Origin of the sequence: Streptomyces griseobrunneus, from assembly GCF_046713465.1 — a bacterium.
Classification (GTDB): domain Bacteria; phylum Actinomycetota; class Actinomycetes; order Streptomycetales; family Streptomycetaceae; genus Streptomyces; species Streptomyces microflavus.
The window spans coordinates 88,786-114,970 of the sequence record NZ_CP177081.1 but is presented as its reverse complement, the minus strand read 5'-3'; the positions used below and the strand labels follow the sequence as shown (position 1 = coordinate 114,970).

The window sequence follows — 26,185 nt, the reverse complement described above, 5'->3', positions numbered from 1 at the left end:
CGGAGAGAGTTACGGCGATGATCCATTATGGGGCGTGACTCAGACTGCCTCACGACCCACGCAAGGGGGAGAGCGCTCGGGACTAACTTGACTCTGTCGGGGATCTTGGAGCCGTCGAGGTCAGGTGCCCAGGGTTCGCCAGGACTTCGGCCGGGGCATTTCGCGCTGGTCGAGGTAGTTCTGGAAGGCAGTCGGTCGGCGAGGTGTGGGTGATTCCTCGGTTGGTGGCAGTTGGCTGAGGCGCTCGATGTTGACGGCGATGGCCGTCAGGACGTGCTGGATGTGGGCCTTTCGCTGTCCTCGGTAGCGGCAGCGCCGCATGCTGTGGCCGTGGGCGAACTCGTTGACCGTGCCCTCCACTCCGGAGCGGAGCGCGTAACGGGTTTTCCATTCGAGGGTCTGTTGTTGGGTGCGGACGCGGAGTTGCAGGTCGCGGAGCTCTCGAGGAGGGAAGCCCACGGTGCGGGCGTTGTCGCCGGTGGTGGTGCACTGGGTGCGGGCCGGGCAGGGGCGGCACTGGCTCTTGGTGAACCTGGCCACGATCAGCGGGGCCGCGGTGGGCGAGGAGGTCGGGTAGGGGCCATGCCAGCCCGCGCTGACCTGGCCCTGGGGGCAGGTGACCTGCTGGAGGTCGTAGTCGATGTGGAAGTCGTCCCGGGCGAAACCCTTGGCCTGGCGATGCTGCCGGGTGGGGTTGGCCGGCAGCGGTCCGGTGACGGTGACCTGGTGTTCACGGGCGGCTTGTTCCAGGTGGGGCAGGGAGGTGTAGCCGGCGTCGACCAGGTGCTCGGCGGGCAGCAGACCGCGGCGGCCCAGACGGGTGTGGATGCCGGGCAGGACCTGGCTGTCGTGGGTGGTGGCCGCAGTGGTGGCCACGTCCGTGATCACGTCGGGGCCGTCGGGAGCGCAGGTCTCGGTCAGGTGCGCGGCGAACTCTTTCCAGCTGATGATGTGTCCGTGTCGTGCGTAGCGGGCCGGGGTGTCGTAGGGAGAGACGACAACCCGGGACGAGGGCGGCAGCCCGGGCCCGGCTTCCTTCTCGGCGGTGCGCCGGCGCAGGCGTCCCGCGGTGTCACGGTCGTAGTTCTGCACCATGATCTGGCGCAGGGCCTGGATGCGGGGACCGGACGTGCGGTCTGCTCCGTGCCGGTAGAGATGTTCCAGGAGCCGTAGGGCGTCGTTTCCGGTGGCGAGGATCCGGGTCTTGGGTTTGGCGGGGTTCTTGCCCAGGCGGACCGGCCGGCCGTAGCGGAGCCCTCAGCCCTCATCGACCAGCTCGTCGAGCAGGTGAGGGGAGGTGCCGGCGGCTTCTTCCAGGGCGGCGCGGACCGCTTCGGTGATCAGCTCCAGGCGGGTCAGGTCGCGCACCGCGGCCAGGACATGGGTGGAATCGGTGCGCTGGGTAGTGCGCTCGTGCACCAGGCCGGCTTCCTTGAGGCGGGCCAGCGCGAGGTCGAGGAGGCGGTCAGCACGGTCTGCTTCGGCAAGACGGTCGCGGAAGTCGGCCAGCACGCTGTTGTGGAACCCGGGGTCGTCCAGCTCCATGGCCATGGCGTACTTGAAGTCGATGCGGCAGCGGACCGCCTCGGCGGCCTGCCGGTCCGACAGTCCGAGCAGGAACTGCAGCGCGCAGACGGTGGCCAACTGGGCGGGCGACAGGCCCGGGCGCCCCTCACGCGGGTACCAGTCGGCGAAGTCATCGTCGTGCCACAGCCCGTCCAGCCGGTCTCTCACCCACATCGTCGTAGTGCCACCCGGGTTGCTCGCCCGCGCGATCTGTGTGGTCAGAGAGGGGACTTGCTCACCGGAACGGGGGCGGAGCGACAACGGGGCACCTCGACGATTCCATCGGTTACTGGAACAGCCCGAGCACGCCCGTTGATCATGCTGCCGCACTGAGGAACTCCAAGATCCCCGACAGAGTCAAGTTAGGCGTGAATGCGCGGAGCTCCATAGGCACCGCCGTGTTCGGCGTGGATCCCCCAGATCTCGGCAACGGTCCGTTTCTCCTCGGCCCGGCGCGTGGCACGGGCTTCCTCGGTGGCAAGGTGCCGGTAGTAGCCGGCGCGGGATACCCCGAGCACCCGGCAGATCAGCTTGACGCCGAAGTCGGCGCGGTTGTCGGAGATGAAGGCCCAGCGGCGGGATCTCACTTCACCTCCCGGGCGAAATAGGCGGCTGCCCGGCGCAGGATCTCGCGCTCCAGCCGCCACTCCTGTTCAGCCTTGAGCAGCCGGGCGCGTTCTCCTCCCGCAGTCGGGCCAGTTCCTCGGCCGCGCTCACGCCGCCGTCGTGGCCCTCGGGCAAGGCCCGGGCTTCGGCCTTGCGCACCCACGTCCGGAGCGACTCCGCTGTAATGCCGAGATCCGCTGCCACCGTCGCGTACGTCCGCTTCCCACCCGTGGCGCGGGTATAGCGCGACCGCGTCGTTCCTGAACTCCTCCGGATACGGAGACTTGCGTCCCACCTGGACATCCCTCCCTGGACCGTCAAGATCCATTGTCAGGGTGTCCACTCCAAAGGATCAGCCTCACGTGATCGTTGCCCCCTGAGGAACAGCCAAGCTGCCCCGGTGACGGTCAGGATGTGCCGAGTCCGCGCACAAGAAGTGGTACTTCAACCTGGAGGTCGAAGGCCTGCGGGGGCCGCTCAGACTTGGAGTGGCCTGGTCGTGGCGGAGGGTGGGGTGCGTGAGAAATCGTGAGATGTGGGAGCGTGAGACGCGTGAGTGAGACAACGACGCAGACGATGAAGTACCAGGTAGATGGCCCTGAAGGCGCCCCATGGCTGGTACTCGGCCCTAGTCTCGGTACTACCAGTTTCATGTGGGACCGCCAGATTCCGGAGCTGGCCCAGCACTGGCGGGTCTTCCGCTACGACCTGCCGGGCCACGGCGGCGCCCCCGCGCACGCGGCGCCTTCCGTCGCCGAACTGGGGGACCGGCTGCTCGCGACCCTGGACGGGCTCGGCGTCCAGCGGTTCGGCTACGCGGGCTGCTCGATCGGCGGGGCGGTCGGGGCCGACCTGGCCCTGCGCCACCCGCACCGGGTGGCCTCGCTGGCGCTGGTCGCCTCCTCGCCCCGGTTCGGGACGGCCGACGAGTTCCGGCAGCGCGGGGTGATCGTCCGCACCAACGGCCTGGAGCCGATGGCCCGCACCGCGCCGGAACGCTGGTTCACCCCCGGCTTCGCCGCCGCGCAGCCCGCCATCGTGGAGTGGGCCGTGCAGATGGTCCGCACCACCGACCCCGGCTGCTACATCGCCGCCTGCGAGGCGCTGGCGGCGTTCGACATCCGCGACCACCTGGGCCGGATCGGCGTCCCGACCCTGGTCCTGGTCGGCGCCGAGGACAAGGTCACCGGCCCCGCCGAGGCGCGCACCCTGGTCGCCGGGATACCGGACGCGCGCCTCGCGCTCGTCCCCGGCGCCTCCCACCTGGCCCCGGTCGAGCAGCCCGCAGCCGTCTGCGACCTGCTGCTGACGCACTTCTCCTCCGCCTGGCAGGACGCGCCCGCAGCCCTCCCGGCGCCGCCGCTCGTCCCCGGGCCGACCACCCCCGCCACCCCGTTCGCCCCCGTCGCCGAGATCGCGGCGGCGCCCCTCGCGCCCGAGGTCGCCGGGCGTCAGCCGGACGACCGGTACGAGCGCGGGACGAAGGTACGCCGGGAGGTGCTGGGGGACGCCCATGTCGACGCGGTGAACGGCTCGGCCGACGCGTTCACCGAGGACTTCCAGGAGCTGGTCACCCGGTACGCCTGGGGCGAGGTCTGGAGCCGGGACGGGCTCGACCGCCGTACCCGCAGCTGCATCACCCTCACCGCGCTCGTCGCCTCCGGCCACCTGGAGGGCCTGGCCGCGCACACCCGCGCGGCCCTGCGCAACGGCCTGACGCCCGCCGAGATCAAGGAGGTCCTGCTCCAGACCGCCGTCTACTGCGGCATCCCGGCAGCAGGCGCCGCCTTCTCCGTCGCGCAGTCCGTGATCCAGGAGGAAACGACCCCGCCCGCGTAGCAGGATGGACCCATGAACGCATCGCCTCTGGCACTCACGCTCACCAAGAAGACCCACTCCTGCGTGCGGATCGAGAAGGAGGGGCGTGTCCTGGTCATCGACCCGGGCGGCTTCTCCGAGGACGACGCGGCCATCGGCGCCGACGTACTCCTGGTCACGCACGAGCACCCGGACCACTTCAACGAGGCGCGGCTGCGGGCGGGCCTGGAGGCCAACCCGGCGGCGGAGATCTGGACGCTGCGCAGCGTGGCCGAGCAGCTGTCGGCCGCGTTCCCGGGGCGGGTGCACACCGTGGGCGACGGTGACGCGTTCTCGGCGGCCGGGTTCGATGTCACCGTGCACGGCGAGCTGCACGCGGTGATCCACCCGGACATCCCGAGGATCACCAACGTCGGCTTCCTGGTGGACGGTTCGGTCTTCCACCCCGGCGACGCGCTCACGGTCCCCGGGCGTTCCGTGGACACGCTGCTGCTGCCGGTGATGGCCCCGTGGAACAAGATCTCCGAGGTCATCGACTACGTACGGGAGGTCAAGCCGCGCCGTGCCATCGACGTCCACGACGCCCTGCTGACCGACCTGGCGCGGCCGATCTACGACAACCAGATCGGCGCCCTGGGCGGCGCGGACCACGACCGGCTGGCCCCGGGAGGCGTCACCGAGCTGTGAGCCCGACGGCCGTTGTCAGTGGGAGCCGCTAGGTTGGCTGCCATGCGCATCGCCACCTATAACGTCAATTCGATCACCGCCCGGCTGCCGAGGCTCCTGGCCTGGCTGGAGAGCAGCGGCACCGATGTGCTGTGTATCCAGGAGACCAAGTGCACGGCGGAGCAGTTCCCCGCCGAAGCCCTGCGCGAGGCGGGTTACGAATCCGCGGTCAACGCCACCGGCCGGTGGAACGGGGTCGCGCTGCTCTCCCGCGTCGGCCTCACCGATGTCGTCACCGGGCTGCCCGGCGGCCCGGAGTACGACGGAGTGGAGGAGCCCCGCGCGATCTCCGCGACCTGCGGCCCGGTGCGCCTCTGGTCGGTCTACGTGCCCAACGGCCGCGAGGTCGAGCACCCGCACTACGCGTACAAGCTGGCCTGGCTGGAGGCGCTGCGGAAGGCCGTGGCGGCGGACGCGGCGGGGACGCTGCCGTTCGCGGTCCTGGGCGATTTCAATGTGGCCCCGACCGACGAGGACGTCTGGGACCCGGCGCTCTTCGCGGGCGCCACACATGTCACGCCCGCCGAGCGTGCGGCTCTCTCCGCTCTGGAGGGGGAGGGGCTGGGCGAGGTCCTGCCCCGCCCCCTCAAGTACGACCGGGCGTACACCTTCTGGGACTACCGGGAGCTGCGCTTCCCCAAGAACAAGGGCATGCGGATCGACCTGACCTACGGCAACGAGCCGTTCACGGCCGCCGTCAAGGACAGCTATGTGGACCGCGAGGAGCGCAAGGGCAAGGGCGCGTCCGACCACGCACCGGTCGTGGTGGACCTCGACCTCTGACAGGCGGCGGGTGCGGACGCCGGCCACAACTGACAACCAAAGGTTGACACTCAATGGGTGTCAACCTAAGGTTGACGCATGACGCAGCCACTTCCTGCCACCCCGACCGTGCGCCTCGACGACCTGATCGAGGCCATCAAGAAGTCCAACCCCGATGCACTGGAGCAGCTCTCCGGTGCGGTGATCGCCGCCGATCACCTCGGCGATGTGGCCGACCACCTCATCGGCCACTTCGTGGACCAGGCCCGCCGCTCGGGCGCCTCCTGGACCGACATCGGCCGGAGCATGGGGGTCACCCGTCAGGCGGCCCAGAAGCGCTTCGTCACGAAGAAGAGCGAGGAAGCGCCCGACCTGGACCCGAGCCAGGGCTTCGGCCGCTTCACCCAGCGCGCCCGGAACGTCGTGATGGCCTCTCACAACGAGGCCAAGACCGCCCACCACGCCGAGATCCTCCCGGGCCACCTGCTGCTCGGCCTCCTCGCCGAGCCCGAATCCATCGCCTCCCGGGTCCTCACCGGCCAGGGCGTATCCCCTGAGGCCCTCCGCACGGCGGCAACCCTTGCCCTGCCGGCCGCGGCCGACGAGGTGCCGGAGCTGATCCCGTACGACGCGGACTCCCGCAAGATCCTGGAGCTGACGTTCCGCGAGGCGCTGCGGCTCGGCCACAACTACGTCGGCACGGAGCACATCCTGCTGGCACTGCTGGAGTTCGAGGACGGCTCGGGAGTGCTGAACGGCCTGGGCGTCGCCAAGGAGGCAACGTCGGCGGCGGTCGAATCGGCGGTGGCAGAAGCGGCCGCCGCTCTGTGGCAGCAGAACTCCTGACGCCCTGTTCGGGCGAGGGCGGCGGGCTTCGGCATACCGAGGGCCCGCCGCCCGGTCGTTGCCGTCCAGGGCTCAGTGAACCGAGAACCCGCCGTCCACGAAGAGTGCCTGCCCGGTGACGTAGGCGGAAGAGCGCCCCGCGAGAAACACCGCAGCCCCCGCGAAGTCCTCCGCCAGCCCGTTGCGCCCGACGAGGGTACGGGCGGCGAGCGAGGCGACCTTCTCCGGGTCGGAGGCGAGCCGTTCGTTGAGCTGGGTGAGCACGAACCCCGGGACCAGGGTGTTCACGGTGACGCCGTACGGAGACCAGGCCTCGGCCTGGGACCGGGCCAGCGACTCCAGCCCGCCCTTGGACACCCCGTACGCCCCGCTGTTCACGAAGGCGCGGTGGGCCTGCTGCGAGGTGACGTGGATGATCCGCCCGTACCCCCGCTCGGCCATCCCGGGCCCGAACCGCTGCCCCAGCAGGAAGGGCGCCTTGAGGTTCACGGCCATGGTGGTGTCCCAGACGTCCTCACCGAGCTCGCCCAGGGGCGGCCGCAGATTGACCCCGGCACAGTTGACGAGAATGTCCGGCTCCCCAAAGGCGGCATCAACCCCGTCCCCCGCCGCGCGCACCCCCTCGGCGGTCCCGAGATCGGCACTCACCCAGGCGGCCCGGCACCCCTCGCCCTCCAACTCCCCGACGGTCGCCTCCAACTCGGCCTCCCGCCGAGCCACCACAACCACACTCGCCCCGGCCCGTGCAAGCGCCCCGGCGATGGCCCGCCCGATCCCGGAACTGCCCCCGGTCACTACGGCGACCCGGCCGACCAGGGAGAACAGGTCCGACACATACGTCTGCGCACTCATGTTCGTACCCTAGAGCTCGCTACCCGAGCGTTGAACGGCGAGGGTTGACCGTGACCGGTGTGGATCTTCGGCCGATCGGCGCGAGGTGATCACGCGCCGATGGGACGCCGTTGAGCGGCCTGCCAGAATGAGCCCCAGGGGTACACCGTTCACTCAGGTTGATACGGCGGGGAGGTCGATCGAGGGTGCGGCCGTGCCAAGCCCTGTGGGCGTTCCAGTAGCTGACGGGGGAAAGTTGATGGAGCCTTTTGTGATCAATACGTTCTGGGATGGCGTTATGGATTTGATTCAATTTTCAGACGGTGACACCAGCATCCGTGTGTCTGTCCTGGGTCGGCAAGGGCCTGGCATTCTGCCGGTGCATGACTTGCTTGACGCAGAGATTGTGGTGAATGGCAGTTTTATCAGTGGGCGCCTCGATATCTGCTTCCACCTCTCGGATCTGGAGAGCTGGTCCACGGCATTGGATGATTTGGAGATCGGGAGAAGTGTCGAATGGCTGGACACTGGAAACGGCCCAGTGATCAGGATTCAATCGGCCGATGATGACTCTGATGTCCCTGTTTTTGTCATCGAGGATGCATCCGGATCCGGGGCATCGGCAATCATTCCGATCGCCGTTGACGGTGGATGGGTCGAGAGGCAGCGAGAGCAACTGCGTGAGGTGGTGCGAATGTGGCCGAGTGAGGTGGTCAAGACGTCACCGGGTGCCTATGAGTGGCGTTCTTGAAAGATCCTCGTCGAAGGCATGAGGATTCGACGAAAATACGAAAAGTGCGGGCAGGGACTCAACGAGGCCCTGCCCGCACTTCATCGCCGGGTCAAGATTGCGGATGTGCTGATGGCGACTCCAGGGCGGTTCGGCAGGAGGAGTCAGCTTCTGCTATTGCATGAACGTCCTGGCCATGAACCAACCGGCGTCATCGAACGCTTCGATCGAAACCGCGAATGGGATATTGCTGCCTGGGCGGTAGAGCGGTGTCGACGAGTACATAATGGTATTGCCGTTGGCGACGTGTTTGGCAATTTCCGACTCGAAAATATTCATCACGCCGTTGTCGATGGTGGCCGTTGTCCTGACGAAGTTCTCCGGCGTATTTCCCGATCCGCCCAGTGCCTTCGGGAGGAGGTGCCCACGCGCGTCCCCGTTGTCTCCACTGACGAAGCCGGGGGGCCGCATTCTGGTGGATGCCTTGTTTCCAGTGCCGATCATTTGCGGTGTGACTACAGCGACTATGCCGGAGCGCCGCCCATCAGTGTCGATGCTGCCATAGTCGATTTCTCCGCAGTTGTGGACGAGGACCGGCGTAGCCTCCGCCATCACGTAGTACGTGTGGGTGTTGGCGACCGTCAGGTTGTGGACCGTCGCACCCGAGCTGGTCCAGCGCTCGACCGCCGTGACCTGAACCTGGGTGCCGGAGCCGGTCTGGAGCCACTGGCCCGACTGAAGGTCCGTGGCGTCGATCCACTCGCCGAGCTCGGGGACCCAGAACGGGTGGCCGTCGGTCGCCGTGACTTCTGCGGACTTCGAGCCGCGGTCGCCGTCGGTGTTGATGGTGACCTTGACCAGGCGCTTGATGCCCTCGCCCTTGATCTCAGCGGTGACCGTCTCGATCCGGGTCTCACCCGTCTCCGGGTCGGTGGCCTTGACCTTGTCGCCGGCCTTCACGTCTTCGATCGGTTTCGCCGAACCGTCGGCCATCAGGACCTTGGTGCCGGGCGTGAAGCTGTTCGTCGTGCAGGAGGCACCCTCGCCGGTCTTCCCCGATCCGCCGCTACCGCTGGTCCCGCCCTTGGAACGGGCCGAGCCACCGGAGGAACCACCAGGCTTGGAGAGGCCCTTCCCGCCGCCCCCTGATGCCTTCTTGACGCTCGCGGCCGAAGACGCCTTCGGGGCTGCCTTCGCCTGCGCCTGCTTCTGGACCGGGTTGCCGGTCTTCTTTGTCTGGTTGACCGCCTTGTTACTGGTGGTATTCGCCTTTTCGGCGGCTTTCTTCTTCGCCGCCTGCGCGGCCTTCTTGGCCTTCTCGATCGCCGCCTTCTTGGCGTCGAGCGCTCTCTTCTCCGCCGCCTTCGCCGCGGCGAGGACGATCTGGGCCGCCTTCTTCGCCGTTCTCCACGCCTGGATCGCGGAGATCGTGCGGTTGACCGCCTTCAGGACGGAGGGGATCTTCCCCAGCTTGGTCCAGGGAATCGCCCCGATGATGAGGCTTCCGCAGGCCCACATGTCACCGCCGAAGCAGTTCATGGCATCGGTGATGCCGATGAAGTCCTTCAGCGCGCCCCAGGCCGCCGAGAGGATCACCGAGGTGAGCGAGCGGCCCATGGCCGCCTGGGCCTGGGAGACCTGTGCGGCGCTGAGGCCCGCGCCGGAGAGGGCCGCGGCCGTCTCCGATGCGGTCAGCGTCACCGAGAGGCCGGTGGGGTCGGACAGGGTGACCGGGTTGTTGTGGGCGTAGGCGTAGCCGTTGGACTGCAACGGGTCGGCCAGGTCCAGGACCGGGTCGGCGGAGAGGAAGCGGCCGACGACCGGGTCGTAGAGGCGGGCTCCGAGTGGTGTGTAGCCGGAGGATTCGTCGCGCGTCGCGCCCAGGAACCCGGCGTGGTTCTGCATGGTGGGCGTGGCCGCGCCGCGCTGGTTGCCGAAGGGGTCCTGCTTGCGGATCCGGACCGGCATCGTGTCGTTGAGGGCGACCTCGGCGTACGGGCTGCCCTGGTGGTCCGTGGCGATGGCGACCAGTTGCTGGGCGCCGGTGCCGTAGCTGTAGCGCAGGACCGAGCCGCCGGGCGTCGCGTAGGAACGCTGGGTGTTGACCAGCACGCCGCCCTTCTGGACCGTGACCTCGGAGTCGCCCAGGTGCAGGGTCGCCTGCTTCCCCTGGACGGTCAGCAGGCGGGTGCCGTCGGGCCCGTAGATGTGACGGGTCTCGTTCTGCGCCTCCCACTGCTGCGCTGCGGAACCGCCGGCGCAGGCCGCCAGCACGATCGGCGTGCTGTTGGCGGTGGCCCCGTCCTTCACGGCGACGCACAGGCCGGACGCCGGGTGGGTGAGCTGCCCGGCCGCGTTGCGCTTCAGCTGCTGGGCGGCCGAACCGTCACACTTCTGCACCTGCAGGGCCGAGCCGGCCGTGTTGGCCGCCGGCTTCAGGCACCAGGCCTCGTGGACGCTCATCGCGCCCAGGTCGGCATCGTTCTGGTTCGGCGTGGCGGAGAAGTTCCACTTCTGCGCGCTCGTCGCGTTGCAGGAGTAAAGCTGCACCGGCCGGCCGGCCGCCGCGACGCCCGACTGCAGGTCGAGGCACTTGCCCGCCAGACCGATGTAGTCGGTCTTGCCGCCGCTGCCCTGGCCGGTGATCCGCTCGACCTGGCCGTCGTAGGTCCAGGTGAGCTCCTGCTTGTCGCCCGTCCCCACGGAGGTGACGGTCTTGGTCTCACCGGTCAGCTCGTACAGCCGCTCCGCCTCGGCGGTGACCTGTGCGCCCTGCGGCGTGACGTACTTCTTCGTCAGCTTGGTGAGGGTGCGCGGCTGACTGCCGTCGGCCTTGCCGTACGTGTAGTCGGTGACGGCGTCCTTGGCGGTGTCACCGGCGAGGTCCTTCTCGGACAGCTTCTTGCGGTTGCCGAGCAGGTCGTACTCGTACTCCTGCCAGTAGCCGGAACCGTCCGTGCCCGCCGTCGCGTTGGACGTGCCGTCAGGACCGGCCGGCCCCGCGGTGCAGGAGTTCTGGTCCTTCGCCGTCCAGGCCTTCGTCAGCTGGCCGAGCGGGTCGTACGTGAAGCACTGCCGCTCCTCGATACCGAGGGAGCGCTCGCGGATGGAGGTGACGCCGCCCGCGTTGTTGTACCAGTAGGAGCGGTGCGAGACGAGGTTGCCGCCGACGACCGAGGTGTCGCCCGTCTTCTCCCGGTAGACCTGCTGGTCGGTGAGTTCGCCACCGGCCTCGTCGTAGGTGGACTGCGTCCACACCCGGTTGGGCTGCGCGCCGAGCGTGGAGCGCAGCAGCTGGCCGTAGGAGGAGTAGACCGCCTCGGCGCCGTACCAGTCCTTGCCGGAGACGGAGAGCGGCAGGCCGTCCTTGTCGTAGCGGACGACGAGCTTCTCGGCGGCGACGTTGCCCGTGGCGGGCAGCGAGGCCTCCTTCAGCTGGCCGGTGTCCGTGTACGTGTAGTCGTACTTGTAGGAGGCGTTGACGCCCCACGTGTCGGCGATGCTCTGCGGCAGCGAGAGCGTCGTGGAGGTGGGCTGGTAGTCGGAGGTGAAGCCGTCGACCTTCAGCTCGTACGGCAGGCCGTCGGTGTACCGCTTGACGGAGGAGGGCAGCCCCTTGCCTCCGGCGGCCTGGTCGTACGCGTACTCGCTGAGAAGGGTGCCGTTCTCGCCGTCGAGCCGCTGCTTCTTGGGCCGGGACAGCTCGTCGTACTCGGTCCAGGTCGTGACGCCACGGGAGTTGGTGACGGTCTTCGGGCGGTCACGGCTGTCGTACTTGGTGACCGTGGTGCCCGAATCGGGGTCGACGGCGGTGTCCAGACGGCCCCGCCGGTCGTAGGTCCAGCTCCAGGGCCGGTCGCGGTCGGCGGAGTGGTCCGCCTTCGACAGCTGGCCCTGCGCGTCATAGGCGTAGCGCATCGAGGTGTACTCGTCGCGCGCCGTGTTGGTGAACGTGTCGACGCGGGCGGTACGGCCCAGCGCGTCCGAGAAGACGCGGTAGGAGGCCGAGCCCGACGGGTTGATCACCGTGGAGTGGTCGGCGGCGTACGTGTACTCGGTTGCCCTGGCCGGCGACTCCGCGCCGCGCAGCAGGGGCGTCTCCTTGAGCACGCGGCCCAGGCCGTCGTAGGTGTAGCGGGTGGCGTTGGGCACGGCCGTCTCGGCGAGCGGCGTGAACAGCTCACCGCTGGGCTTGCCCTCGGAGAAGTAGGCGTTGTTGGTCTGCCACACCTCGCCGGAGCTGTTGTACAGCGTGTCCGTGATCAGACGGCCGCCGCCGGTGGCCTGCTCCTGGCTCTGGCGCTCGCGCCCCAGGCCGTCGTAGAGGGTGACCGAGGTCTCGACGCGGTCCTCGTGACCGCGCGTGGAGGTCGTGATGTACGGGGGCTTGCCCGCCGGCGTGGTGTACGTGGCGTGGAAGTCGGGCACGGCCGAGGCGGACGGCGTACGGCCGGGGCCCCACGCCTCCTTGAGCCGGCCGAGCGGGTCGTACACCGCCTGGCTGACCCGCCCGTTGGCGTCGGTCGATTTGACCGTGGACGCGCGGCCCGGCTCCAGCTCGTCGATCTGCTGGTGTCCCAGGGAGTTCTCGGTGGTGACCTTGAACGCCTGCCCCGAGTCCGGGGCGTAGGTCATCGTCGAGACCTTGTCGTCCGTGTCGGTCTGGCGGACGACACGGCCGACCTCGTCGAAGCCGGTGGTGCCCTCGCTCTGGAAGCCGGTGCCGTCGGCCTTCAGCGACCAGGTCTGCGAGGCCAGTCCGCGGGCGGACTCGGGGAGGGCCGCACCGTACGCCTGGTCGTCGTAGGCGGTGCGTCCGGCGGAGCTCAGGCTGCTCAGATTGTCGAAGTCGGCGTTCGCACACGTGGTGGCCGACGACTTGACCTGCTTGGTCAGGCCGATGATGTTGGCCTTCTCCTGGTGCAGGTACTCCATGACGGAGCAGGACTCGTCGCCGGACTTGCCGGTGTCGCCGAGGAATTCGACCTGCGTGGGCAGCCCGTACTTCGCGTCGTAGGACGTCTTCGTCTCGATGACGCGCTCGGTGCGCTTGTCGTCGCCGGTACCCGAGGACTTGGTGTACGAGACCTGCCGGGGCTCGGTGACACGCCAGGCGCGCAGTGCGCTGAGGCCGTCACCGCGTTCCCGCTTGGCGAGTTCGGTGGCCTTCGGGTAGGTGACGGAGCGGGTGAGCCAGTTGTCGTCGGCGTCACCGACGTTGCTGTAGGTGAGCTCCTCCGCGATCCGGCCGGCGAAGGGCTCCTCGTCCTTGGCTATCTCGGCGCCGCCGGCGTCCTTCACGGACACGTTGTCGCCCATGCCGCGGAAGTACCGGGTGACCGCCTTCGACCGCTTGCTGCCGATCTCGGGGTCGTCGGCCCCGGTGATGGTGCTCACCTGCTCGAAGCCGGCGAACTGGGAGTAGGTGCGGGTGGACTTCTTGGTGAACTCCTGCTCGGCCAGGCGCCATCCGGCGTCCTTGTACGCGTAGGAGGTCAGCGTGGAGAACGCGCCGTCGACGTTGGGGAGCTCCTCGACCTCGCTCACCACGTACTTGTGGAACCAGTCGATGTCCTCCTTCGCCGGGTCCGGGTGCCAGTAGGACGGGTAGCAGAGCCGGGTGTTGGCCTTGAGCTCGGCCGTGTCGCTCTTGCCGGGCAGACCGCTGCCCGTCGCGCACGCGCCTTCGGGCTGCTTGTAGGAGATGACGGTCTCGCCGCCGTATTCGCTGATCACACGGGCGACACGCAGCCGGGAGAAACCGGGGCGGGGATCGTTCTCGCCACGCATGACCCGGTTGGGCATGTCCTCGGCGTTGGACTCGAAGCGCACCGGGTTGAGGGTGACCTTCTCGTCGGTGGTGCCGTTGCGTCCGTAGCCGGTACGGGTGATCGACTCCAGCCAGAGGGCCGTGTTGGCGCCGGTCTTCAGCGTCGGGAAGTGCTGCTTGAGCTGGTACTCGTCCACCACCTGGCGGGCGGTGGTGTCCGTGCGCCGCTGCGCCGACGTGGTGATCTTGTCGAGGCGCTTACGGGTGAAGAAGGCGGGCGCCGCGTTCCAGCACATCTTGCCGGAGGTGCAGCGGAGGTCGGCCGGGGTGTCGTACCAGATGCGGAACTTGCCCGGGTCCTTGGCGGTGAAGTTCTCCTCGGTGCAGGTGAGGGAGCCCTCCTGGAAGCACCGTTCCTCGACAGTGAAGTTGACGCGGGCCGGGGCCGGGGCGGAGAAGATCTTCTCCTTGCGCTGGCCGTAGTCGATCCGGGCGAGGTAGCCGCCGCGGTGGTAGGAGACCGGTGCCTTGAAGTTGAAGTTCTTGGCGTAGTGGTTGGTCTCGCGCGCCCACCACAGGGACATGGCGTTGCCGTGGACGTCCTCGACGTAGTCGAGGGACCAGCGCCACGCCTCGGTGCAGGAGGAGCCCGCGAAGTTGCCCGCCTTGTAGCAGGGCTCGTCGGAGTGGTTGCTGAACACCGGGACGGTCAGCACCGAGTTGGTGACCGGGTCGTCGTCGTCGGTGGTGGCGGTGCCCTTGTCCGACCAGCCGGGCAGACGGTGGCGGCCGAAGTAGTGGGCGGTGCCGTCGCGGGTGGTGACCACCCAGTACTCGCCGTCGGCGTCGCCGTTCTTGAGGTCGGTGTCCTTCTTGAGCTCGACCTTGGATCCGTCACCGTTGGCGGTGACCCAGACCTTCTCGGTCTCGTTCCAGACGAGTTCGGTGGTCATGCCGCCGAGGGACAGCGTCGCGTTCTGGGAGCCCCAGCACAGGTCGCCGGTCCGGTGGGTCGCGTTGTTCGACCCCGCCTTCTTGGAGTCCTGGGTGCAGCCGGCGTAGGTCCGGGTGATCGCACCGGCGCCGTACTCCCAGCCGTCGCCGATCCACGACGCCTGGTTGTTGGTGGCGGAGGTGCGGCCGTCCACGCCCTGCGAGGAGTAGTTGAGGCCGATCTGGGGCGTCAGGCCGCCCCCGGTCTCAGGGGTCTGCACCTGGTACGAGTAGGTGAACGCACCGGAGGAGGAGCCCGCGGACCAGGAGCCCGAGGACAGCAGCGGTGTGGCTGTGTAGTCACCGGCCGCCGAGGCACCGGTGTCCAGCGCGCCGACGACGCGCGAGCCCGACGAGGCCGCGGCGCGCAGGGCGGCGGGGCGCACGGTGGAGCCGGCCGCGTCGGCGGAGGAGTTCTTGCCGGTCCGGGAACGGGCGGAAGCGCCGTCCGCGTCGGTGGCGGAGGCGTCCGGCTCGCCGAGCAGCTGGCTCACGGGCACGGTGCCCGTGACGATGCGGCGGGTCGAGGCGTTCTTGGCGGCCGTGGTGCGGGTGGGCGCGGCCTTGGCGGGCAGCAGCTCCACCTCGCTGGGCAGCGCCTCGAAGGTGTCCTCGCCGGGGGCGGGGGCGGACATCGTCTCCGTACCCTCACCGCCCGCGTCGGGGGTGCAGTCGCCGCTGCCGGGCGCGGTGTACACGCAGTCGGGCAGCAGCATGAGGCCGAAGCGGTCGGCGGCCTGCGGGCCGTACAGGTCGGCGAAGGCGGTGTAGTCGACGCTGAGCGCGACCTCAGCGGCCGGGTCGGCGGTGGCGGGCGGGGTGACCTGCATGATCAACCCGGCGACACCGGCGTCCTGGGAGGTCTCGGGGGCGGCGAGCGCCACGCCCCACTGTCCGGCGAGGGCGGCCGCGTCGCCGCCTTCGGGGACACCGAGGGCGACCGGCAGGTCGGCGACGGGCACGGTGGCGCCGGGCGCCACGCCCGTCAGGTCCGCGGTGCCGCTGTCCGCCTGCCACGGGGTGACGGCCTGCGGCTCGTACGGAACCACCGGGACCTCGTCCGCGGTGGTCAGGTTGGTCTCGGCGCTCTCGTCCTGGCCGATCGGGTCGCTCTCCGGGATGTCCGGCAGTTCGAGCTGCGACTCCTCCCGGTTCATGCCGGGGCCGGGTATCGCCCACGCCTCGGCGGACAGGCTCGTCACCATCAATGTCGAGGACATCAACAGGACGACCGACATGCGGGCACGACGCCGCCGAGCACGGCCTGACGATGTCAGGGCCAGTCGGCCACGTCCCCGCCAGGACAGCGGACCTGCAGCACGCATACGCGTCGACTCCCACCCGGGCGTGAAGAAACAGAGGAATGGAACGAGGTGCGCGAGCACCGGAAAGCACACGCCCGGTGAAAGGCGCATGGGTCGGCACTCTCCGACAGGGACCACCGGTCAATCAAGATCACGGAAGGTGACGGCGGGCGAGTGAGGGTGAATTGGCCCACAGGTCAAGATCCAATAGACCGGTGCGCAGGCCGCCAGACGGCCATATGCATCCGCGTTCGGTCCTCTCAGGTCATAACCACCCGTCAAAGAACCTCAAAAGTGGGGATGCCAGGCGTCACTCTCCTCAACTTCCACACACCTGTAACGAATTAATGAACTTCTTATGGTGGACGCTCCTCCCACTCCCCGTGCGATCGTTTGGCGCTCTCTGCCCCGCGGTCCGCCGAACGGGGCTGTCTGTGTTGTCCCCTTTCCGTCCTGCCCCACGGGAGTAGCCCGCAGTGTCCGCGCCTCGCCTCCTCAGCCCCTTCGTGCGTACGCGCACCAGGCTGACGTGCACCCTCGGCCTCCTGCTGGCCGCACTCACCGCCGCGCTGCTGCCATGGTGGCTGCCCGGAACCGACCGCCCGTCACCCGGCGGGGGAGGCCCCGCCGTCGCCAGGCCGGCGTCCACCCCGCCCCGCGACGAGAGCGCCGCCATGGCCGAGGCCCTGCGCCGCGGCAAGAAGGTCCTCGTCGAGACCGCCACCACCGCCACCTCCCTGACCTGGGCGCTGCCCGACGGGCAGTGGCGTTCCCGCTTCCACGCGCTGCCGCAGCGGGCGAAGGACGCGGAGGGCCGCTGGGGCGACATCGACACCACCCTGGAGCGGAGCGGAAAGGCCGACGACGGGCTGACCGTCCGCCCCGTCAACGCCCCTGTCCCGGTGCGGTTCTCCGGTGGCGCCCCCAAGGGCGAAGGCCGGGCGGAGCGCTCTTACGCCCGGCTCCCGCTGGCCGCTGCGGCGAACCGCGCCCCGGCCGGCGAGAGCGTCCTGGCCGAGGTGGAGGTCGACGGCCACACCATCGCGTACACCTGGCCGGGCCCGCTGCCCGAGCCGGTGCTCGACGGCCCCCGCGCCCTGTACTCCGAGGTGCTGCCCGGTGTGGACCTGCTCCTCGTCGCCCGCGAGGAGGGCGGCTTCGGCCAGCTGCTCATCGTGAAAAACCGGGAGGCTGCCGCACAAGCGTCCGTCAACTCCCTTGCATATGGCCTCCGTTCGAGCACGGCGGTGTTCCGTCGCGACGAGGCCACCGACGGTGTTCTGGTCCTCGACGGGGACACGGGCGAAGAGGTCACCGCGATCCCCACCCCCTTCGGCTGGGACTCCTCCGGCAAGGACCCCGAGACCCCGGACGCCACCCCCCGCACCGCCGTGGCCACCCCCGCCGATGTGCTGAACCTGTCCGGCCTGGGCGGCATCGAGCCGGGCGCACGCCAGAGCCCGCTGGCGACCCGCCTCGACGGTGAGGGCACCGGCACCGCCCGGCTGAGCCTGGATATCGCCGACAGCGGTCTGCTGTCCGGCGACGGTGTCCGCTTCCCCGTCTTCCTCGACCCGACCATCAAAAGCGGCTGGAATGCGTGGACGACCGCATACAAGCCGTACCCCAACACCAGCTTCTACAACGGCACCAACTTCAACTCCGGCACCTCCGACGCCCGGGTCGGATACGAGAGGGACACCGGCGGCACCGCCCGCGCCTTCTGGCGCATGGGCTACTCCACCTCGCTCAAGGGCGCCACCATCACCAGTGCGGCGTTCAAGGTCCTGAACAACTACGCCTGGTCGTGCACCAAGCGTGAGTACGAGCTCTCCCTGACCGGGGCGATCTCCTCGGGCACCACCTGGAACAAGCAGCCGAGCTGGAGCACGTCCCAGGGCAAGCAGTCCTTCGCCTTCGGTTACAACTCCGGTTGTTCCGACGACTACGTGAGCTACAACGTGCAGAACGCGGCGCAACAAGCCGCCGACAAGGGGTACTCGACCCTCACCCTCGGGATGAAGTCCGTGACCGAGTCGGCCAAGGACTCCTACACCTGGCGGAAGTTCTCGGCGAAGTCCGCGGAACTGGAAGTCGATTACAACCGGCCCCCCAACGAGCCGAAGAGCGGCACGACGTCCCCCGGTGGCGCCTGTGTGCCCGGCCCGGGCGCCGGCCGTACCATCGCGAAGACCAACATCGTCCTGGCGGCGACCGCCACCGACCCCGACGGCAACCTGAAGGGTCTGCGCTTCCGCTACTGGAAGCTCGGCGCGACGCCCCCCACGGGAACCCTCGTCACCAGCCTGAGCAGTGGCAAGGGGTCGCTGACCATCCCCACCACCAGCCTGGCCGACAAGACCACCTACTCGTGGGACGTACGGGCCGAGGACACGGCGGGGGACGTGTCGACCTTCTTCCCGGCGGGCACGTCGGAGCCCTGCCGGTTCACCATCGACGCCTCCGCCCCGCCGGCCCCCGACGTCACCAGCGACGTGTTCCCGGAGGCCACCTCCGACGGCGCCACGTGGGCCACGGTCAAGTTCGGCGGCGAGGGCCCCATCTCCTTCAGCGCCAGCGGCGCGACCAAGTTCAGCTACGCCTTCGGGGGGCTCAACCTCAAGGAGGTGACGGCCTCTTCCGGAGCCGCCACCGTCCCCGCCCTGGAGCCCCTGCACTCCGGCCCCAATACGCTCCAGGTGTACGCCTACGACGCGGTCGGCAACCGCAGCGAACGGAGCGACCACCACTTCTACGTGCCGCCCCGGGACACGGCCGACGGGCCCGGCGACACGGGCGGCGACGGCCGGTCCGACCTGCTGATCATCGACGCCTCCGGCAATCTGCGCACCTTCCCCGGCGACGTGGGCGGTGAGCTCTACGGCTCCCTCGCCTCCTCGTACACGTCGGACGGCAAGCTCAACCCGCCGGGCCACTGGTACGACTCCGCCACCGGTAAGGCCGCCCTGATCGCCAAGCACTCGGACGTCTACCCCGGCGACGGCGTCACCGACCTGTTCGCCCGCACCCCCGACGGCGGCTTCTGGCTCTACCCGGGCGACGGCTACGGCAGCTTCAACGTCGACAAGCGGCTGCGGGTGCGGCTGCCGGCGGGCACGCCGGACCCGGCGACGTGGGACGAGATCAAGGCGGTCGGGGACGTGACCGGCGACAAGCTGCCGGAGCTGTTCGTGCGGACCGGGCCGGCCTTCTGGGCGCTGACCGGCTACACCGGCGCCGGCTTCCAGCTGGCGACCCGGATGAACCACGACGCCTGGGCCGTCCGCGAGATCGTCAACGTGGCGGACATCGACCTGGACGGCACCCCCGACCTGCTGTGGCGCAACCGCGACACCGGCTTCATGTACGTCCGCCACGGCAAGCCGGGCACCGTCACGGGCAGCGTGGACCTGGTCTCGCTCACCACGGCGGCCAACTCCCGCGACGGAGACGTCCAGTACGGGAACAACTGGACCCAGGCGAACATCTCGGCGATCGTCAGCGTGCCGGACATGAACGGCGACCGGATCCCCGACATGTGGGCCCGCTTCGGCTCGGACGGCCAGACACGCGTCTACCACCCGTCCAAGACGAACACCAACGGTCCGGTGAAGATCGTCCTGTCCGTCGACTGGAAGACGGTCAAGGCATTCGCCTGAGCCAGGCGATCAACCGGTGAGGGCGCCGTCCGCGAGGACGGCGTCCTCATGGGCTTCCGGCGCGAGGCCCCGGCTTCCGGGAGGGTCCGCGCGCCCTGTGGTGCGGAACGTGGCAAGGATGGGACCCTAGTGGTATGAACATCCCTTTCTTGGACAACTGGCGTAAGCGTCAGGGTGGTACGCAGGGGCACGCGCTCGCAGCCGCCGTCGAGGCAGATCCCGACGGTGTGGCCGAGCTGCTCGCCGAATGCGAACTGCTGCGTGCCCGGGCGGGGCAGCAAGGGCTCGAACTCGACGACACCCCGGCCTCGTTGGCCGCGCTCGACCAGCTGCCGCCCCGCTGGCGCGACGATCCCGAGGAGCTGCCCTGGCTGGGCAACGACGCCGGCCTCTACCTGGGCACCGTCATCGTGCGCACCGTGCCGGGTGCCGCGTGGGACATCTGGCCGAGCGGGCAGCCCGTGGTGCGGCTGGAGTCCGGGCGGGAGATCGATGTCGTCGCCGCCGGGCTGGACTGGGCGATGGCGGGCAGCCCCGAGCTCTCGCAGATGTACGCGGAGTCGGCCGAGAACTGAGACCTTCGCCAGAAGGCTGTCATTTGGAGATAAGCAGCCTTATGCACCATTTGCGCGTGTCGGGTGCGAAGTCCCTTTCCAGGATGGATAGTTTGCGCTGACCTCGACACAGCGACAAGTGGGTAGGGCAGCGCATGGCCGTCGATCCGTTGATCGAACTGAGGGACGTCAACAAACACTTCGGAGAGTTGCACGTACTTCAGGACATCAATCTCACCGTCGGCCGCGGGGAGGTGGTGGTGGTCATCGGCCCCTCCGGCTCCGGGAAATCCACGCTCTGCCGGGCGGTCAACCGACTGGAGACGATCGAGTCCGGCTCCATCCTGATCGACGGCAGACCCCTCCCCGAGGAGGGCAAGGGCCTGGCCCAGCTCCGCGCCGAAGTCGGCATGGTCTTCCAGTCGTTCAACCTCTTCGCCCACAAGACCGTGCTGGCCAACGTCTCACTGGCCCAGCTCAAGGTCCGCAAGCGCAAGAAGGAGGAGGCCGACCGGCGCTCCCGGGAACTGCTGGAGCGGGTCGGTCTCGCCTCCCAGGCCGACAAGTTCCCCGCCCAGCTCTCCGGCGGTCAGCAGCAGCGCGTGGCGATCGCCCGCGCCCTGGCCATGGACCCCAAGGCGCTGCTCTTCGACGAGCCCACCTCGGCGCTCGACCCGGAGATGATCAACGAGGTGCTGGAAGTGATGCAGCAGCTCGCCCAGGACGGCATGACCATGGTCGTGGTCACTCACGAGATGGGGTTCGCCCGGTCCGCCGCCAACCGTGTCGTCTTCATGTCCGACGGCCGCGTCATCGAGGACCGCACCCCGGAGGAGTTCTTCACCTCCCCGAACAGCGACCGTGCCAAGGACTTCCTGTCCAAGATCCTCAAGCACTGACGGGAGGGCTTCCGTGTTGCGTACCAACAGTGACCGTAGGGGCCGCCGGAGTACCGTCCTCGCGCTCTGCCTCCTGCTCGCCGTGCTCGCCGCGGCCTGTGGCAAGGAGGGCAGCCCGCCGGTCAAGGGCCCGAAGGCCGAGGCGCTGCCCGTCTACCAGGTGGACAAGGGCTTCGAACTGCCCGAGTCGGCCACCTGGCGGAAGGCCGAACGGCGCGGCCACCTGATCGTCGGTGCCAAGGAGGACCAGCCCTACCTGGGCGAGAAGGACCCGGCCAGCGGCGTCTACTCCGGCTTCGACATCGAGATCGCCCGGATGATGGCGGCCTCGCTCGGCTTCGAACCGAAGACGGTCCGCTTCCGGACGATCGCCTCCGCCAACCGTGAGACCGCCCTCCAGAACGGCCAGATCGACTACTACGTCGGCACCTACACCATCAACGACATGCGCAAGAAGCTCGTCGGCTTCGCCGGGCCGTACTACCTGGCCGGTCAGGGGCTCCTGGTGCGCACCGACGAGAACGACATCAAGGGTCCCCAGGACCTGGCCGGCAGGACCGTCTGCTCGGCGGCCGGCACCACCCCCTACCAGCGCATCGCCGATGACTACCCGAAGGCGGTCCTCGTCGCCTACGACACCTACTCGGTCTGCGTCGACAACCTGCTGACCTACCAGGTCGACGCCGTCACCACCGACGACGCCATCCTGCTGGGCTTCGCGGCCAAGGCGCCCGACGAGATGAAGGTCGTCGGCAAGTCCTTCTCCGAGGAGCCGTACGGCATCGGCGTGCAGCGCTCCGACAACGCGCTGCGGTTCGCCCTCGATGACGCGCTGGAGGCGAACGAGAAGAACGGCAACTGGAAGAAGGCGTTCGAAGCGACGCTGGGGCTCTCCGGAGTGCCCGCGCCGACCCCGCCGCCCATCGACCGCTACCCGGCGAACTGAGGGGACGGCGCCACCCATGGACGTACTGACAGACAACTTCTCCCTCTACGGCAAGGGCTTCCTCGGCACCGTCGAGCTGACGGTCTACTCCTCGGCCCTGGCCCTCGCCCTCGGCTTCCTCATGGCCTCCTTCCGCGTCGCGCCCGTCGGCTCGCTGCGGGTGCTGGGCACGGTCTGGGTGACCGTGCTGCGCAACACCCCGCTGACGCTGCTGTTCTTCGCGGTCCTCCTCGGCCTGCCCCGGTTCGGCCTAGTGCTGCCCTTCCAGCTCTTCGCGGTCCTGGCGCTCGGCTGCTACACCTCCGCGTTCATCTGCGAGGTGCTGCGCTCGGGCATCAACACCGTGCCCACCGGCCAGGGCGAGGCCGCCCGCAGCCTCGGGATGACCTTCGGCCAGACCCTGAGCGAGGTCGTCCTGCCGCAGGCCTTCCGCTCGGTGATCCCGCCGGTCGGCTCGACCCTGATCGCGCTGGCCAAGAACTCCGCGATCGCCGGGGCGTTCAGCGTCACCGAGCTGCTCGGCACCTACCGGACGCTCAACGAGCTGGGCTACAGCATCATCTGGACGTTCATCTGGATCGCCGTCGGCTACCTGATCATCACCCTCACCATCAGTGCGCTCTTCAACGTGATGGAGAAGCGCTGGGGAGTCGCACGATGACCCAACTCCCCACGGCCACCGCGCTCTACGACATCCCCGGGCCGCAGACCCGCAAGCGGCACTTCCTGTACGGGATCGTCTCGACCGTCGTGATCCTCGCGCTCGTCGGCTGGATCATCTATCTGCTCTTCGACACCGACCAGTTCACCGCCGAGAAGTGGCGGCCCTTCCAGTACAAGGGCATCCAGGAACTGCTCCTGCGCGGCCTCGGAAACACGCTCAAGGCGTTCGCGTACGCCGCCGTCCTCTCCCTCGCCCTGGGCGCGGTCCTCGCGGTCGGCCGGCTCTCCGTGCACCGCCCGGTGCGCTGGATCTCCACCCTGCTGGTCGAGTTCTTCCGGGCCATGCCGGTGCTGGTGATGATCTTCTTCATCTTCGTGGCGCTGAAGGTGCAGGCGCTGCCCGCCCTGGTCGCCGGACTGACCCTCTACAACGGCTCGGTCCTCGCGGAGGTCTTCCGGACCGGGATCAACTCCGTGGACCGCGGCCAGCGGGAGGCCGCGTACGCCCTCGGGATGCGCAAGACGCAGGTCACGACGTTCGTCCTGGCTCCCCAGGCGGTACGCGCGATGCTGCCGACCATCATCAGTCAGCTGGTGGTCGCGCTCAAGGACACCTCACTGGGTTACCTGATCACCTACGAGGAATTCCTCCACGCGGGGAAGCTGATCGCGTCGAATCTCGACTACGATCTTCCCTTCATCCCTGTCGTGATGGTGATCTCTCCGGTCTACATCGGCATGTGCATGTTGCTCTCGTGGTTCGCCACCTGGGTGGCGCGAAGGCAGCGGCGCAATCCGAGGACGGAGGCGGTGGGGGTGGCCCCGGCCGAACCGGGGACGCTGCTGCCAGGAGGGCAGTAGCCGGGCCCTGCCCGCCCGGCAGCAGTCGGTGATCACTTCTCGCGCAGCGGGACCGAGAGATGGCTCGGGTCCGTGGAGGGCGAGGAGAAGGTCAGCTGCGCGCCGGTCGGGTCGGCCTGTGTTGGCTTGACTTAGCTCTAGTTAGCCTCGATGGGCAAGATCTTTCTCCCATTCTTCTCCCATCCGTCTCCCATGGCGGCAAGGGGCGGGCCGGCGAGGTCGGAGACGTCCCCGCCGGTCCGCAGTCGGTCGATCAGCTGTCGCACCTGCGCGTCGGAGGGGATCACTCGACGGGTCGCCCCCGGGTGCCCGGCCTGCGGCAGGCGAGCGGCGCCACCTCGGCTGGCGGGTACTCTCGCTTCCCCTGTCCCGGGTCCCGCGAGCCCCGGCCCCACCGTCTCCGGGTGTGATGGCGTCCCTGCTCACTAGCATCCTCACGCCGTATCGCCGCATCACCCGGTCGAGCTGGAGAACGCCTTCGATGCGCAGTTCACCGCCGATGCCGTGAACCGCTGGAACCTTCTACGGTGTGTCCTCGCTGATGTCCTTGCGGCGCTGTCCAGGCGGCGGGGTCGCGGCCACGAAGTCGGCGCTCAGCACGTTGGCGTACGCAGCCAGATCATCGTGCGCGGCCACCACGGCGCGCACGATCCGGTTGATCGTGTCCGAACGGGCCAGCCGCGTACCTCGGGCGCGGTTGGCCGACCCTGTCAGCAGTGCGCCCCGGGAGGCGAAGGTGCCGTAGGCGGCATTGGTGACGCGGCCGGTCGCCGGGTCGGGCTCGAAGGTTCCGGTGAGGGTGAGCCCGGTGTAGGCGTCGAGCGCGCCGGCGGCGTCCGGCTGATGGTGACGCTGGTGGTCGCGGTCTTCTCGGCGTTCTTGGGCCGAACCTTCCAAGTGGTGCGGATGCCCTCGTTGACGCGGCCCTCCAGGTTGAGGGTCCGGATCGTGCCGGGGCGCAGCTTCTCGTGCCCGAAGTGGCCGTTGAGCAGCAGGTAGATCAGGGCCCGGTCGCGCAGCGCGTCGCGGCCGGTCAGCCGGTCGGCAGCCTGCATCATCCACCTCGGTCCGTCGCCCCTGAGTCCGGTGCGCTTGGGGTCGGCGGGCACGGGGGCTCCGATGAGACGGGCCCGGGTAAGTTCTGCGTCGACCCCGTCGGCGATGCCGTGGTCCAGTAGGTGCTGGTAGAAGCTCGTGACGGCGGAGGCTATCGCGGCCCGGGTGGTCACGGGGTCGTCCTCGTGCTGGTCGGAGATCCACACGCCGATGGCGGCGCGGGCGCAGGTATAGGGGTCCAGGCCGCCGAGGTCGCACCAGTTGAGCCAGGCGGTCGTCCAGCACCGCCGGGGCTGCTCGCCCCTTTCACCACGTTGACGCTGCGGATCGGTGGATGGTCCTGAGGCGCGGGGCCCGGCAGGACCGGGTGTACGAAACCGCATGAGAGCACCTCGGAGAGTTGTGGGAACGGCCACCGTCCCTGACAGTGGGATGATGACCGTCATCCTGCGTCTGACCGGCGTGTACCACGCCGACGGCGGCCTCATCGGCGAACTGAAATACGTGACACAGAAGCTGGTCGGCCGAGGCCACTGCGAGCTCTGCGACGTCACGCACCGCGGGATCCGGACGAAACCCGAGTGGGACGCGTGGGTCCGGTCGCTTCCCGTCCCGTACGACTTGGTCCACCTGAACGAGCGCAGCGCGGAAGTAAGGGAGTTCAGCGACGGTCTGACGCCCTGCGTGCTGGCCCATACCGACCAGGGCCTCCGGCTCATCCTCGATCGGGCCGCTCTCGCCCGTACGGCCGGTGACGTGTCCGCGTACGCCGCCGCACTGTCCGAGGGTGTGCGCGACGCGGGGCTGAGGTGGCCCGAGGGTCATTCCCCAGCGGCACACCGGTACCGGTAACCGTTTGTCGCGGGGCGCCTAGGAGATCGGCGCCCCGCGACAAGCGCTCCTCGCGAGCCTCCCGTCGTGAGGAACGGGACGGCGCCCCTTGCTCAGGTTGCACCTCGGTGCGCGGAACTCTCTCCAGCCCTCCGCGCTCAGCGCGCCCCGCCGAGTCTGCAGCAGGGAGGGCCCGCCTGGTCGATCCGGGGCAAAGACGACCACTCGGTAGCCGTCCCACTTCCAATTCATCGCCAGACTGCCGCGCAACGCCCCCGGGATGGTCTCGCGGGCCGACGCCAGCATCGGCTTGACGGGCGGGACAAGGTGGTGCTCCGTCGCGCTCATCCTCTGTGTCTACCGCCCTCCGTGACGTCAACAACGGCCACAAGTACGCGGTCAACTGCCCTCTCACCTCGGACGAAGCCGTCAAGTGGCCGGTCCAGCTCACTCTTCGCGCCTTGAAGAAGGTCCGAGGTACGGAGTAGCACAGAGGCGGACGCTCGCCAGAGAGGCCCGGACAATTGGGGGTGGGGTCTGCTGCACCGCAGGCTGGTACGTGACTACGAGCATCGGCCCACCTCGGCCGAGTCGAGGGTGTACCGGGCCATAAGCGACCGCATGTCGAGGATGCTGACCGGGATCTCCGCCCCCACCTGGCGCGGCGCATGACCGACGGAGAGCTGACCTTGGGGCGGTGCTGGCGCGCCTGGAGGAGCGGGAGCGGGAAATCGCCGCGCAGGCCGAGACGGCCCGGGGGTAGA

The 26,185-nt window shown here is 68.9% G+C and carries 19 protein-coding genes and 1 pseudogene; 13 read left to right on the top strand and 7 right to left on the bottom strand.

Annotated elements, in window-relative coordinates; genetic code table 11:
* Nucleotides 1–120: 120 nt before the first annotated feature.
* From ACK8N7_RS37900 to ACK8N7_RS37890, 3 genes and pseudogenes are all read right to left on the bottom strand, one after another.
* Entirely contained in the window at nucleotides 121–1,095 is a 975-nt protein-coding gene (locus ACK8N7_RS37900) for a transposase (RefSeq protein WP_500446123.1), read from the bottom strand.
* A gap of 162 nt (nucleotides 1,096–1,257) precedes the next feature.
* Nucleotides 1,258–1,734, bottom strand: coding sequence for a transposase (locus ACK8N7_RS37895; RefSeq protein ID WP_500446121.1), 477 nt, complete (start codon nucleotides 1,732–1,734; stop codon nucleotides 1,258–1,260).
* 197 nt (nucleotides 1,735–1,931) lie between these two features.
* A pseudogene (locus ACK8N7_RS37890) lies at nucleotides 1,932–2,467 on the bottom strand (transposase); the annotation flags it as partial.
* A 281-nt stretch (nucleotides 2,468–2,748) separates the two neighbouring features.
* Between ACK8N7_RS37890 and pcaDC the strand changes: the two are divergent.
* The 4 genes from pcaDC to ACK8N7_RS37870 all read left to right on the top strand — a co-directional run bounded on the left by pcaDC (nucleotide 2,749) and on the right by ACK8N7_RS37870 (nucleotide 6,324).
* Nucleotides 2,749–4,011, top strand: coding sequence for a bifunctional 3-oxoadipate enol-lactonase/4-carboxymuconolactone decarboxylase PcaDC (gene pcaDC, locus ACK8N7_RS37885; RefSeq protein WP_500446219.1), 1,263 nt, complete (start codon nucleotides 2,749–2,751; stop codon nucleotides 4,009–4,011).
* A 12-nt stretch (nucleotides 4,012–4,023) separates the two neighbouring features.
* A complete protein-coding gene (locus ACK8N7_RS37880) occupies nucleotides 4,024–4,677 on the top strand; it encodes an MBL fold metallo-hydrolase (protein ID WP_403217739.1) in 654 nt (217 codons plus the stop codon).
* A 42-nt stretch (nucleotides 4,678–4,719) separates the two neighbouring features.
* Nucleotides 4,720–5,499: an exodeoxyribonuclease III gene (locus ACK8N7_RS37875; protein ID WP_500446120.1), complete on the top strand. Its 780-nt coding sequence runs from the start codon at nucleotides 4,720–4,722 to the stop codon at nucleotides 5,497–5,499.
* Nucleotides 5,500–5,577: 78 nt separating this feature from the next.
* Nucleotides 5,578–6,324: a Clp protease N-terminal domain-containing protein gene (locus tag ACK8N7_RS37870; RefSeq protein ID WP_500446119.1), complete on the top strand. Its 747-nt coding sequence runs from the start codon at nucleotides 5,578–5,580 to the stop codon at nucleotides 6,322–6,324.
* Nucleotides 6,325–6,396: 72 nt separating this feature from the next.
* Here ACK8N7_RS37870 and ACK8N7_RS37865 read toward each other — a convergent pair whose 3' ends face one another.
* Entirely contained in the window at nucleotides 6,397–7,176 is a 780-nt protein-coding gene (locus ACK8N7_RS37865; RefSeq protein WP_500446118.1) for an SDR family NAD(P)-dependent oxidoreductase, read from the bottom strand.
* Nucleotides 7,177–7,426: 250 nt separating this feature from the next.
* Here ACK8N7_RS37865 and ACK8N7_RS37860 point away from each other — a divergent pair, with 250 nt between their 5' ends.
* Nucleotides 7,427–7,906, top strand: a complete 480-nt coding sequence (locus ACK8N7_RS37860; protein ID WP_500446116.1) for a DUF5959 family protein — start codon at nucleotides 7,427–7,429, stop codon at nucleotides 7,904–7,906.
* A 153-nt stretch (nucleotides 7,907–8,059) separates the two neighbouring features.
* On the opposite strand, the gene ACK8N7_RS37855 is transcribed toward ACK8N7_RS37860, so the two are convergent.
* The gene (locus ACK8N7_RS37855) at nucleotides 8,060–15,973 is read right to left on the bottom strand and encodes a ricin-type beta-trefoil lectin domain protein (protein WP_500446114.1); all 7,914 of its coding nucleotides are present in this window, start codon (nucleotides 15,971–15,973) and stop codon (nucleotides 8,060–8,062) included.
* Between the two features lie 455 nt (nucleotides 15,974–16,428).
* Between ACK8N7_RS37855 and ACK8N7_RS37850 the strand changes: the two genes are divergently transcribed.
* The 6 genes from ACK8N7_RS37850 to ACK8N7_RS37825 all read left to right on the top strand — a co-directional run bounded on the left by ACK8N7_RS37850 (nucleotide 16,429) and on the right by ACK8N7_RS37825 (nucleotide 23,534).
* Nucleotides 16,429–19,611 (top strand): DNRLRE domain-containing protein, encoded by a 3,183-nt coding sequence (locus ACK8N7_RS37850; protein WP_403217733.1) that lies wholly within the window; start codon nucleotides 16,429–16,431, stop codon nucleotides 19,609–19,611.
* Nucleotides 19,612–19,745: 134 nt separating this feature from the next.
* The gene (locus ACK8N7_RS37845) at nucleotides 19,746–20,186 is read left to right on the top strand and encodes a DUF6278 family protein (RefSeq protein WP_403217732.1); all 441 of its coding nucleotides are present in this window, start codon (nucleotides 19,746–19,748) and stop codon (nucleotides 20,184–20,186) included.
* Between the two features lie 134 nt (nucleotides 20,187–20,320).
* Nucleotides 20,321–21,064 carry an amino acid ABC transporter ATP-binding protein gene (locus ACK8N7_RS37840; RefSeq protein WP_403217731.1) on the top strand — a complete coding sequence of 248 codons (744 nt, stop codon included), beginning with the start codon at nucleotides 20,321–20,323 and terminating at the stop codon, nucleotides 21,062–21,064.
* Between the two features lie 13 nt (nucleotides 21,065–21,077).
* Nucleotides 21,078–22,010, top strand: coding sequence for a glutamate ABC transporter substrate-binding protein (locus ACK8N7_RS37835; protein WP_500446112.1), 933 nt, complete (start codon nucleotides 21,078–21,080; stop codon nucleotides 22,008–22,010).
* 16 nt (nucleotides 22,011–22,026) lie between these two features.
* Entirely contained in the window at nucleotides 22,027–22,671 is a 645-nt protein-coding gene (locus ACK8N7_RS37830; RefSeq protein ID WP_032753858.1) for an amino acid ABC transporter permease, read from the top strand.
* Nucleotides 22,668–23,534: an amino acid ABC transporter permease gene (locus ACK8N7_RS37825; protein WP_500446109.1), complete on the top strand. Its 867-nt coding sequence runs from the start codon at nucleotides 22,668–22,670 to the stop codon at nucleotides 23,532–23,534. The genes ACK8N7_RS37830 and ACK8N7_RS37825 overlap by 4 nt, the downstream gene beginning before the upstream one ends.
* Nucleotides 23,535–24,056: 522 nt before the next feature.
* Here ACK8N7_RS37825 and ACK8N7_RS37820 read toward each other — a convergent pair.
* Nucleotides 24,057–24,182: a hypothetical protein gene (locus tag ACK8N7_RS37820; protein WP_500446107.1), complete on the bottom strand. Its 126-nt coding sequence runs from the start codon at nucleotides 24,180–24,182 to the stop codon at nucleotides 24,057–24,059.
* Between the two features lie 62 nt (nucleotides 24,183–24,244).
* The gene (locus ACK8N7_RS37815) at nucleotides 24,245–24,973 is read right to left on the bottom strand and encodes a hypothetical protein (protein WP_500446105.1); all 729 of its coding nucleotides are present in this window, start codon (nucleotides 24,971–24,973) and stop codon (nucleotides 24,245–24,247) included.
* A gap of 52 nt (nucleotides 24,974–25,025) precedes the next feature.
* On the opposite strand from ACK8N7_RS37815, the gene ACK8N7_RS37810 reads away from it, so the two are divergent.
* The gene (locus tag ACK8N7_RS37810; protein ID WP_500446103.1) at nucleotides 25,026–25,442 is read left to right on the top strand and encodes a hypothetical protein; all 417 of its coding nucleotides are present in this window, start codon (nucleotides 25,026–25,028) and stop codon (nucleotides 25,440–25,442) included.
* Between the two features lie 332 nt (nucleotides 25,443–25,774).
* A complete protein-coding gene (locus tag ACK8N7_RS37805) occupies nucleotides 25,775–25,909 on the top strand; it encodes a hypothetical protein (RefSeq protein WP_403217726.1) in 135 nt (44 codons plus the stop codon).
* Nucleotides 25,910–26,185: the final 276 nt, after the last annotated feature.

Excerpts from the sequence above, each read along its gene's own strand:
- ACK8N7_RS37900 (WP_500446123.1), bottom strand. The coding sequence starts at position 1,095 with ATGGTGCAGAACTACGACCGTGACACCGCGGGACGCCTGCGCCGGCGC.
- pcaDC (WP_500446219.1), top strand. The coding sequence starts at position 2,749 with ATGAAGTACCAGGTAGATGGCCCTGAAGGCGCCCCATGGCTGGTACTC.
- ACK8N7_RS37880 (WP_403217739.1), top strand. The coding sequence starts at position 4,024 with ATGAACGCATCGCCTCTGGCACTCACGCTCACCAAGAAGACCCACTCC.
- ACK8N7_RS37875 (WP_500446120.1), top strand. The coding sequence starts at position 4,720 with ATGCGCATCGCCACCTATAACGTCAATTCGATCACCGCCCGGCTGCCG.
- ACK8N7_RS37870 (WP_500446119.1), top strand. The coding sequence starts at position 5,578 with ATGACGCAGCCACTTCCTGCCACCCCGACCGTGCGCCTCGACGACCTG.
- ACK8N7_RS37865 (WP_500446118.1), bottom strand. The coding sequence starts at position 7,176 with ATGAGTGCGCAGACGTATGTGTCGGACCTGTTCTCCCTGGTCGGCCGG.
- ACK8N7_RS37855 (WP_500446114.1), bottom strand. The coding sequence starts at position 15,973 with ATGCGTGCTGCAGGTCCGCTGTCCTGGCGGGGACGTGGCCGACTGGCC.
- ACK8N7_RS37845 (WP_403217732.1), top strand. The coding sequence starts at position 19,746 with ATGAACATCCCTTTCTTGGACAACTGGCGTAAGCGTCAGGGTGGTACG.
- ACK8N7_RS37840 (WP_403217731.1), top strand. The coding sequence starts at position 20,321 with ATGGCCGTCGATCCGTTGATCGAACTGAGGGACGTCAACAAACACTTC.
- ACK8N7_RS37830 (WP_032753858.1), top strand. The coding sequence starts at position 22,027 with ATGGACGTACTGACAGACAACTTCTCCCTCTACGGCAAGGGCTTCCTC.
- ACK8N7_RS37825 (WP_500446109.1), top strand. The coding sequence starts at position 22,668 with ATGACCCAACTCCCCACGGCCACCGCGCTCTACGACATCCCCGGGCCG.
- ACK8N7_RS37815 (WP_500446105.1), bottom strand. The coding sequence starts at position 24,973 with ATGCGGTTTCGTACACCCGGTCCTGCCGGGCCCCGCGCCTCAGGACCA.
- ACK8N7_RS37810 (WP_500446103.1), top strand. The coding sequence starts at position 25,026 with ATGACCGTCATCCTGCGTCTGACCGGCGTGTACCACGCCGACGGCGGC.